We start from the raw sequence: 9,170 nt of genomic DNA on the forward strand, positions 1-9,170 counted from the left end.
GCCCCAATTCGGCTGCGCGCCTCAGGCTCGTTCGAAGCCGCGGGCAATCTCGTAGTCGGTGACCACCCGGTCGAAATCCTCGATTTCCACCTCGGCTGCGCGGACGTAGTGGTCCACTACATCATCGCCCATGGCGGCACGCAGCATTTCCGAGCCTTTCAGCGCTGCCGCGGCATCGCGCAATGTGCCCGGGATCATGCCGGTGTCGCCCTGGTAGACATCACCCCTGGTGGGCGCCTGCAGCTCCAGTCCTTCTTCGATGCCCGCAATACCGGCAGCCAGCATGCCCGCCATCGCCAGATAGGGGTTCATGTCGGAGCCCGGGATGCGGCATTCGACGCGGATCGCCTTGGTGCCGTCTCCGCACAGGCGGTAGCCTGCGGTGCGGTTGTCCACCGACCAGATGATGCGTGTGGGGGCAAAGGTGCCCTTCATGAAACGTTTGTAGCTGTTGATATAGGGCGCCATGAAGGCGGTGTAGTCGGGGGCGTATTTCAGCAATCCGGCCATGTAATTCTTCATCAGCGCGGACATGCCCAGCTCGTCCGTTTCGTCATAGAACGCGGGCTTGCCGTCCTGCCATAGCGACTGATGCACATGGGAGGAGGAGCCGACCTTGTCGTGGCTCCACTTCGGCAGGAAGGTCACCGCGTGGCCCTGTTGCTCCGCGATTTCCTTGATCGCGTGCTTGGCGATGGTGTGGAACTCCGCCGTGTCCATTGCCGCAGCGTATTTGATGTTCAGCTCTTCCTGACCGGTCTCCGCCTCACCCTTGGAGTTCTCGATCGGCAGCCCCGCATCCCACAGATGGTTGCGGATCGGGCGCATCACATGCTCCTCGCGGGTGGTCTGCAGGATGTTGTAATCCTCGTTGTAGCCGGAGATCGGCTCGAGGTCGCGGAAGCCGGAGCGGCGGATCTCGTCAAAGCTTTTGGCGAACAGGAAAAACTCCAATTCGGTGGCGCACATGGCGTCATAGCCCATCGCCTTCAGGCGGTTCACCTGTTTCTTCAGGATCGCGCGGGGGGAGTGGGAAACTTCCTCGTGGGTGTGGTGATCCAGCACGTCGCACAGCACCATCACCGTGCCCTCCAGCCACGGCACCGGGCGCAGTGTGGAGAGGTCCGGCTTCATTACATAATCGCCGTAACCCCGTTCCCAGCTGGTCGAGGCATAGCCGTCCGGCGTCGCCATCGCCAGGTCAGTCGCCAGCAGGTAGTTGCAGCAATGGGTTTCCTCCCAGGCGCCGTTCACGAAGTGTTTGGCGTGGAAACGCTTGCCCATCAGGCGGCCCTGCATGTCCACAAGGCAGACCAGAACGGTGTCAACGGTGCCATCGGCAACCTGGTCCTTAAGAGTGTCGAAGGAGAGCATGAGCGGCCCTTTGTCTGTTACGCGCAAAACTTTTCCTCAAAAGTTTTGGCAAATTCCTTGGGGAAGGAATTTGGCCCGCTGCGGTGCAGGCCAAATCCTATGTTTCAACCGGTGCCTCAGCCGTAGCGGTAGGGGCGGCCGGCCTTCTGCATGTCAGCGTTATACTTCTTGAAGATCTCCACAACTTTCGCCTTGGTCTCAGACTCGGCTGCGATTTCATCCCAGAATTTCACGGCCGCGTCTTCGACCTGCTGCCATTCGCTGTCGGGAATGGTGGTCAGCTTCATCTTGTCGCCGTTGACGCGCAGGGAGGCTTCACCGCCCCAGTACCACCACTGGCGGTAATAATGCGACTGGTCGCAGCAAACGCGGAACAGGGTCTGCAGGTCTTCCGGCAGTTCGTCCCAGCGGCCCTGGTTGGCAAAGAACGACCCCGCCCAGGCGCCTGAGATATTGTTGGTCAGGAAATAGTCGGTCACGTCAGCCCAGCCGACGGTGTAGTCTTCGGTGATGCCGGACCAGGCAATGCCGTCCAGCTCGCCGGTCTGCACTGCGACTTCGATGTCTTCCCAAGGCAGGGTGACCGGCACAACGCCGAACTGGCTCAGGAAGCGGCCTGCAGTCGGGAAGGTGAAGACGCGCTTACCTTTCAGATCCGCCAGCGAATTGATCGGGTCCTTGGTGGCAAAGTGGCAGGGGTCCCAGGCGCCGGCAGAGATGTGCTTGACGCCAACTTTGGAGTATTCTGCGTCCCAGATCTCGTTCAGGCCGTACTGGTTGAAAAGAACCGGCACGTCCAACGAGTAGCGGGAGGCAAAGGGGAAGTAGCCGCCGAACACGGTGACCTCGGTGGGCGAGGCCATCGAGTCGTCATCGGACTGAACCGCGTCAATTGTGCCGCGCTGCATAGCACGGAAAAGCTCGCCTGTGGGGACCAGCTGATCGGCGTAAAAAAGCTCAATCTGCATCCGGTCGCCAGCGATCTTGTTGAACATGTCGATGGCGGGTTTGATCACATGTTCACCCAGTGCCGCACCAGCATAGGTTTGCATCCGCCATTTGATGGTGGATTGTGCCAGCGCCGGGGTGGCCAGCGGTGCCGCCATGGCACCTACACCGGCGGACTGCAAAAACTTACGTCTTGTTGTCATGTCTTCCTCTCCTCTGTTGAATTTAGATCAATGCCCGTGCCCGCAGGGCGCCAGGTTTCTGAAGCCTTCGCGGAGCCGTTGAGGTGCATTCTCGCGAAGGATGTCGCCATGCGCGAGCACGACGGTTTCCGGTTTCCAGCCGAGCATTTGGGACAAGGCTTTGCGCAGCTTGTCCCGGTTGCCTGAAAAGGAGAACCAAATGTCGATTGGCATCTTGCCATCGGGCGCCAGTATACCTGCCGCCCAGGCTAACGGCCGCACCCAGAGCGGCAGAGTCTTGCTGGGCATATTTTCGATCAGGTCTGTGAGAACCAGCACTTTCGACGGCTTGTGAAAGAAGACTACCTCTGTGTGCACTTTGCTGCCGTGGACGATCAGCTGTTCCAGGTCGTCTGCCCATTCCGGCTCTGCTCTGTCCTGCAGGTCGCGGTCAAAACTGATTTCCGCGCCCTGCTTTTTGGCCCGTTCGCGCACATTAGGCGAGGCCCATGCCACGGCTTGCGGATAGGCCTGCGCCCACTCCGCGATATAGGCGTAGTGAATCCAGTTCGGGGACACTAGGTGGCGGATACGTCCCAGCGCTTCCAGCTCCTTGGCCAGCTGCTCGCTGTACTGAATCGGTGAGTGCAGGAACAGATCGCCGTTTGCCAGACGAACCACGGTCATCCGGGTTGCGAAAGGGATCCCGTAGAACTGGATATTTGGCCCGTCGACGATCCAAATATCCTGCCCCAGGGCCTGCAGCTTGGTCTTATTTTCCATAGACATACTCCGGCAGCCACAGGGCGATTTGCGGGAACATCATGATCAAGGCCAGCGCCAGCACCATCACCGCGGCAAAGGGGATGATCGAGACATAGATATCCTTCAGCCCGATTTCCGGGGGTGCCATCGCACGCATCAGAAAGAGGTTGTAGCCGAACGGCGGCGTCATATAGGCGATCTGGGTGGTGATGGTGTAAAGCACGCCGTACCAGATCAGATCAAAGCCAAGTGCCCCCACCAGAGGCACATAGAGCGGCGCCACGATCACCAGCATTGCGGTGTCATCCAGGAAGGTGCCCATCACGATGAAGCTCAGCTGCATCAGGATGAGGATCATCCATGGCGACAGGCCCAGCTTGGAGGTGAAAAGGTCCTCAATCGCCTTGACCGCGCCAAGACCATCAAAGATCGCGCCAAAGGCCAGCGCTGCCAGGATGATCCACATGAACATGCAGGAGATGCCGAGCGTTGAGCGCACCGATGTTTCGAACACCTCCTTGGTCATCCGCCCCTTCAGCACCGCGGCGATGAAGGCGGTCATGGCACCGATTGCGGAGCTTTCGACAAGCGAGGTCCAGCCGTTCACGAAGGGCACCATCATCGCGGCAAAAATTGCCAAGGGCAGCACGCCGGAGAACAGCAGACGGTACTTCTCCTTCATGAACACGTCTTTGTAGAGCATCGGGTTCTTGCGGGTCAGGAAGGAAAGAAGTCCAAGGGCGAGCGCAACTCCAAGGGCGGATTTGGTTTCCATCAGCCCGGTCTCAATCAAAAGCGGCACCAGCACCAGCGCACTGAGAACGATGTAGTTCAGCCGCAGCGGATGGTCGGTGATCTGTTCATACTCTGCCAGATCCTCCGGGTGCATCGCGGGGCCAAGATCCGGTTGCATGCGGGCGCGGACATAAATGTAAATAATGAACATGGTGGCCATCAGCAGGCCGGGGATCACGCCTGCTAGCCATAGCTGCCCCACCGGCTGGCGGGCGATCATCGCGTAAAGCACCAGCACCACCGAAGGCGGCACCAGAATGCCAAGCGATGAGCCTGCCTGGATGGTGCCGGTCACCAGGATCTTATCATAGCCGCGGCGCAAGAGTTCCGGCAGCGCGATTGTGGCGCCAATGGCCATGCCCGCTACCGAAAGGCCATTCATCGCAGAAATAAGGACCATCAGGCCGATGGTGCCGATGGCGAGTCCGCCCTTCACCGGCCCCATCCAGACATGGAACATCCGGTAGAGATCGTCCGCGATCTTTGATTCCGACAGAACGTAGCCCATGAAGATGAACATCGGCAGGGTCAGCAGCGGGTACCACTTCATCAGTTTCATGGCTGCGGCAAAGGGGATCTCCACCCCGCCTGTCCCCCACAGGAGCATACCCGCAACTGCACCGACAAAGCCTATTGCGCCAAACACCCGCTGACCGGTCATCAGCATAAGCATCATGCCGGCAAACATCACGATGGCAATCCATTCGTAGGACATCAGATTTCAACTCCGCGCAGGCGTCCGATATCCCGGAACAGTTCGGCAAGGCATTGCAGCAGCATCAGGAAGACGCCGAAGCAGAGGATGGTTTTGACGGGCCACAGGAATGGCCGCCATGCAGTGGAGCTGCGCTCCAGGTAGCCGAGCTTTTCGGCTGCAGCGGCAGGGCCTTCGCTCAGCAGCGTCTTCAGCAAGTCCCAGAAGAACTGCAGCGGCTCCAGCCCGAAATAGCCCAGTGAATAGGCGGTTGAGCTGAGGGCACCGTACATCAGGATCACCAGATAAGTGATCAGGAACAGCACGGTGAAAGCATCGACCATCGCCTTGGTCTTCGTGGACCAGGCCCCGTAGAACAGGTCCATCCGCACATTTGATCCGAGCTGCATGGAGTAGGGGCCGCCCAGAACGTAATAGGCGACCATCACGAACTGCGCGGTCTCCAGCGTCCAGTGTGAAGGGTTGAAGAAAGTCTTGGAGATTGAGGACCACAGCAGTACGCCGATGAGCGCAAAGATTAAATACATGGCAAAGCGGCCGATAACGCGGTTCATCTCATCGATGCCCCGGACATAAGCCCGAATTATTCTAGGCATCTAAGCCTCCCTCCGCTGCCAGCGCGGCAAGGGCTGGGCGCAGCAATGTAAGCATTTCTTCTGCCATGGCCTCTTCTTGTTCTGGTGTTGCCACCAAGTCATTTCGGATTTCGATCATCACATTCGCCAGCCCATTGGCCAGCCCGTGGATCTTTAATGAGTGGGTGACGCCGTCTGCCGGGCCATAAGGCTCGTTGCGTTCGATCCGCCGGTGCGGCAGGGCAGGGGCCTCTGCTAGCATCGCGTCAGCCAGGCGGGCGTCATCGTCGTGCAGGATGCCGATCTCCACCGCGCGCTGTTCGCCGAAATAGACTGGAGTGAAACTGTGCATCGTGACCAAAACGGTTTGCAGCCCGGCTTTCTTGCGGGCTTGGATCACGTTGGAAACGGTGTTGCAGAAAGGTGCGTAAACCGCGTTCACACGTTCCCGCCGCTGCTCTGCTGTCAGCCCCTTATTGCCGGGGACCTCCACCAGTTCGGACTTTTCCGGCATGGCGCTGGCAGCCTCAGGCGGGCGGTTGCAGTCGTAGACCAGCCTCGACACGGTGCTGGCGACCAGCGGAGCATCCAGCGCCTTGGACAAATAGAGAGCCACTGCCCGTGCACCCGGGTCCCAGGCAGCGTGGCTTAGCCGGTCCGTCTCTTGCAGACCTAGCCCGTCATACCTGGCCGGAATATTGCTGGAGGCGTGCTCGCACAGCAGCAGGACCGGGCTGGTGCCATCGCGGTTCACCACCTCCACTGCATCCCCCTGAGCGTGAGAATCACTCTCGTGCATTTGCCGCCTCCCTGCGATTTGGAAAAATGTTTCCATGAAGAGATATTTGTGTCAATATCTTTTCATGATCGGTTCCGGACAGGGATTCCTGAAACTTTCTTTTCAGGCCGGTTCCGGGTTAGAAAGTGTCTGTTCAAAACAGGAATGCGCCGTTGTCAAAACCGCCCGCTACCGTTCGCGAGTTAATCCGCGAGAACTATTCCTCGCTTACCCAATCCGAACGAAAGTTCGCCAACTTGCTGCTGGAAAATTACCCTGCAGCGGGGCTGGCCTCGATTACTATCGTGGCCGGCAATGCCGAGGTTTCCACGCCAACGGTGGCCCGGATGGTTCAGAAGCTGGGGTTCAAGGGCTACCCGCAGTTCCACCAGGCCTTGCTGAAGGAGCTGGAGGCCAAGGTCTCCGGTCCAACAAAGCGGCGCGATAACTGGGCCTCTGAGGCGCCTGAAGGCCACCTGCTGAACAGATTTGCCCAGGCCGTGACCGACAACCTGCAGCAGACGTTCTCCAATATCGATTCCGCGCAGTTCGACGTTGCGGTGCATCAACTCGCCAATACCGAGGGGCGGCTTTACGTGGTGGGCGGGCGCATCACCAGAGCGCTGGCGGACTATGCCTTTACCCACTTTCAGGCCATCCGGCAGCGTGTGACCCATATGACGTCCTCTTCCGCCACTTGGCCGCATTACGTGTTGGATATGGTGGAGGGCGACACGCTTCTGATGTTCGACGTGCGGCGCTATGAAACCAACCTGCAGCGGCTGGCAGAGCTTGCCTCAGAACGCGGGGTGAAGATTGTTCTGATAACGGACCAATGGGCAAGCCCAATTGCTTCGGTCGCTGAGCATACATTTAATTGCTGGGTTGAAATCCCTTCGGCCTGGGATTCCAACATCTCCACAATGATGCTGCTGGAGGCAATGATTGCCGCCACTCAGGAGGAGAGCTGGGACAAGACCAAAGAGCGCTACGACCGTCTGGATGAGCTGTTCGACATGACGCGGCTCTTCCGCAAGTTCTCTTGATCCGCCGCATGGACATTGCCGCACGGTTGCGCCTTACTGGTGTTCAAGCCGGTTCCTTTCAGGTGGGAGTGTCAACATGAGATTTTCCAGTATTTTGGCAGCGGTCGCTGTGGCCGCTTTGGCTGCAGTACCCGCAGGGGCCAACCCGCTGAGCCGTATTCTGGCCAAATCCGGGCTGACGCCGCAGGACACCAACTTCATGCGCCAGGCTGAGCAGGCCCTGCTGGATCAAGCGCAAGGCGGCAATGGCAACCGGGCCAAATGGTCAAACCCGGACAGTGGTGCGCGCGGTGAAGTGAAAGTAGCGGGTAAAGAAGGCGATTGCGTGGTTTTGCAGCATCAGGCTTTCGTCAAGGATGATCAGACCTCCAAGCAGGTCCGCCGCAAATTCTGCCCCTCCAAAGGCAAGTGGCTGCTGTCCCAGTAAGCCGCAGCGCCGCAACCTATTCTGAAGTTGTTTCAAGGAACACGAAATGTCCGAAATCACCCGCAGCCACATCGGCCAGCGCATGAGTCAGATCGTGACCCATGGCCATACCATTTACTTGGCGGGCCAGGTCGGCACCGCCGGTGCCAGTGTCGCGCAGCAGACCCAGGATTGCCTGGACAAGATCGACGCGCTGCTGGCTGAGGCCGGCAGCGACAAGACCCGAATTCTGCAAACTGTGATCTGGCTTGCAGACATGAAGGATTTCGCCGAGATGAACGCTGTCTGGGATGCTTGGGTGCCTGAAGGTCACGCCCCGGCGCGGGCCTGCGGCGAAGCCAAGCTGGCGCGTGAGGATTTTCTCGTGGAGCTCATCGTGACGGCGGCAAGGGCCTGACACGCTTTTGACAAAGTAAAGAAAGGCAGGCCAGTGGTCCTCCTTTCCTTGTGAGCTAATCCAGTGACGCTGAAGCCATTTTATTAGGCGGCTTCGGTTTGTTCCAGATCCTCTTCCGGCAGCGTAAGGCTTGGGTGAATCTTGCCCGGAGATTTAAAGATGCCCGCTGCAGGTCGAACTGGGTTGTACGTTTGCATCCAGAACTGAGTGTCGCGGTGAATACGCATTCTTGTATCGGTGAACACCACTTCGAACAGCGCAGCCTCGCCCGCAATCTGGAACGGCATGCTGGCTTACTCCAGCGCTGCACCGGTCATTTGCATCAGCCTTTGGCCGGTGCTTTCAGCTTGATACGGACGCCATTGCGGTGCGGATCGTGTTATCGCATGAAGATGCTAAAGATGTCATGTGCAATCCAGCCCGCGAGTGAGGCCCGCCCCCCCCCAACTGATGCCAATCTGGACTCCTCAGCAGCACCGATTATTCTTTTTACCCGGTTCCGTGCTTTCCGTCCTCAAGTTCCAGTCTGACGTGGAAACAATCGAGACCGCCAACAGCACTGATTGCAGGCTGGCCGGTGGCATTGTCACGGGCGGGCAGGACTGCGTCACCCGGAGCGCGTCCCAAATCCGCGTCGGCCTGGTCTTCGTGGCGGAATGGTGCGTAGACGGGGTTGGAACTCTTTTCGGTGGCTGCAGCATTTCCGGCTATGGCCGTGCAACGTGCCCGGAGGCCTTGCGGACCTACGTACAGACCAAGAGCATTGCCATGAAATTGAGAGGCTGAGATGAGCGCATTTGACGAAGACCTGTTTATGAAAGGCTTGGAGCAGCGCAAGGCAACCCTTGGCGCGGAATATGTCGAAAACAATCTGGCCGCAGCAGATGACTTCACCCGGCCCTTCCAGGAGGCGATGACCGCGTGGTGCTGGGGCTTTGGCTGGGGTGACGATGTGATCGATGCCAAGACCCGGTCGATGATGAACCTTTCGATGATTGGCGCCTTAGGCAAGATGCACGAATGGGAATTGCACTGTCGCGGTGCCGTGAACAACGGCGTCACCAAAGAGGAGATCCGCGCGATTATTCATGTGATCGGCATCTATTGCGGTGTTCCCCAGGCGCTGGAATGCTTCCGTGCCGCCCGCAGGGTTTTGGAAGAACAGGGC

Annotated in this window: 12 protein-coding genes (1 of these 12 cut by a window edge); 5 read left to right on the forward strand and 7 right to left on the reverse strand. The window is 58.7% G+C overall.

The features are described 5' to 3' along the window. Nucleotides 1-21: 21 nt before the first annotated feature. The 6 genes from AC5STB_RS12360 to AC5STB_RS12385 all read right to left on the reverse strand — a co-directional run bounded on the left by AC5STB_RS12360 (nucleotide 22) and on the right by AC5STB_RS12385 (nucleotide 6,153). A complete protein-coding gene (locus AC5STB_RS12360; protein WP_495444597.1) occupies nucleotides 22-1,374 on the reverse strand; it encodes a glutamine synthetase family protein in 1,353 nt (450 codons plus the stop codon). 116 nt (nucleotides 1,375-1,490) lie between these two features. Further along, entirely contained in the window at nucleotides 1,491-2,525 is a 1,035-nt protein-coding gene (locus AC5STB_RS12365; RefSeq protein ID WP_495443131.1) for a TRAP transporter substrate-binding protein, read from the reverse strand. A 27-nt stretch (nucleotides 2,526-2,552) separates the two neighbouring features. Further along, on the reverse strand, nucleotides 2,553-3,287 hold the full coding sequence (locus AC5STB_RS12370; protein ID WP_495443132.1) for a DUF4336 domain-containing protein: 735 nt from the start codon (nucleotides 3,285-3,287) through the stop codon (nucleotides 2,553-2,555). Next, the gene (locus AC5STB_RS12375; RefSeq protein WP_495443133.1) at nucleotides 3,277-4,779 is read right to left on the reverse strand and encodes a TRAP transporter large permease; all 1,503 of its coding nucleotides are present in this window, start codon (nucleotides 4,777-4,779) and stop codon (nucleotides 3,277-3,279) included. The genes AC5STB_RS12370 and AC5STB_RS12375 overlap by 11 nt, the downstream gene beginning before the upstream one ends. Beyond that, nucleotides 4,779-5,375, reverse strand: a complete 597-nt coding sequence (locus tag AC5STB_RS12380) for a TRAP transporter small permease subunit (protein ID WP_495443134.1) — start codon at nucleotides 5,373-5,375, stop codon at nucleotides 4,779-4,781. Before AC5STB_RS12380 ends, AC5STB_RS12375 begins: the two co-directional genes overlap by 1 nt. Next, on the reverse strand, nucleotides 5,368-6,153 hold the full coding sequence (locus AC5STB_RS12385) for an N-formylglutamate amidohydrolase (RefSeq protein ID WP_495443135.1): 786 nt from the start codon (nucleotides 6,151-6,153) through the stop codon (nucleotides 5,368-5,370). Before AC5STB_RS12385 ends, AC5STB_RS12380 begins: the two co-directional genes overlap by 8 nt. Before the next feature lie 152 nt (nucleotides 6,154-6,305). On the opposite strand from AC5STB_RS12385, the gene AC5STB_RS12390 reads away from it, so the two are divergent. From AC5STB_RS12390 to AC5STB_RS12400, 3 genes are all read left to right on the forward strand, one after another. Next, nucleotides 6,306-7,178 carry a MurR/RpiR family transcriptional regulator gene (locus AC5STB_RS12390; protein WP_495443136.1) on the forward strand — a complete coding sequence of 291 codons (873 nt, stop codon included), beginning with the start codon at nucleotides 6,306-6,308 and terminating at the stop codon, nucleotides 7,176-7,178. Between the two features lie 76 nt (nucleotides 7,179-7,254). Beyond that, entirely contained in the window at nucleotides 7,255-7,605 is a 351-nt protein-coding gene (locus tag AC5STB_RS12395) for a hypothetical protein (protein ID WP_495443137.1), read from the forward strand. A gap of 46 nt (nucleotides 7,606-7,651) precedes the next feature. Beyond that, a complete protein-coding gene (locus AC5STB_RS12400) occupies nucleotides 7,652-8,002 on the forward strand; it encodes a RidA family protein (RefSeq protein WP_495443138.1) in 351 nt (116 codons plus the stop codon). An 83-nt stretch (nucleotides 8,003-8,085) separates the two neighbouring features. Here AC5STB_RS12400 and AC5STB_RS12405 read toward each other — a convergent pair whose 3' ends face one another. Then, nucleotides 8,086-8,289 (reverse strand): hypothetical protein, encoded by a 204-nt coding sequence (locus AC5STB_RS12405; protein ID WP_495443139.1) that lies wholly within the window; start codon nucleotides 8,287-8,289, stop codon nucleotides 8,086-8,088. A 163-nt stretch (nucleotides 8,290-8,452) separates the two neighbouring features. Between AC5STB_RS12405 and AC5STB_RS12410 the strand changes: the two genes are divergently transcribed. Both AC5STB_RS12410 and AC5STB_RS12415 read left to right on the forward strand, forming a co-directional pair. Then, nucleotides 8,453-8,788, forward strand: a complete 336-nt coding sequence (locus tag AC5STB_RS12410; RefSeq protein ID WP_495443140.1) for an aldehyde dehydrogenase family protein — start codon at nucleotides 8,453-8,455, stop codon at nucleotides 8,786-8,788. 1 nt (nucleotide 8,789) lies between these two features. Next, nucleotides 8,790-9,170 carry the 5' portion of a carboxymuconolactone decarboxylase family protein gene (locus AC5STB_RS12415; protein WP_495443141.1) on the forward strand. Its footprint extends 3 nt past the window's final position, so only the first 381 of its 384 coding nucleotides appear in the window; it begins with the start codon at nucleotides 8,790-8,792; its stop codon lies beyond the right edge, outside the window.

This window comes from Leisingera sp. CC-HEC093, from assembly GCF_059429195.1.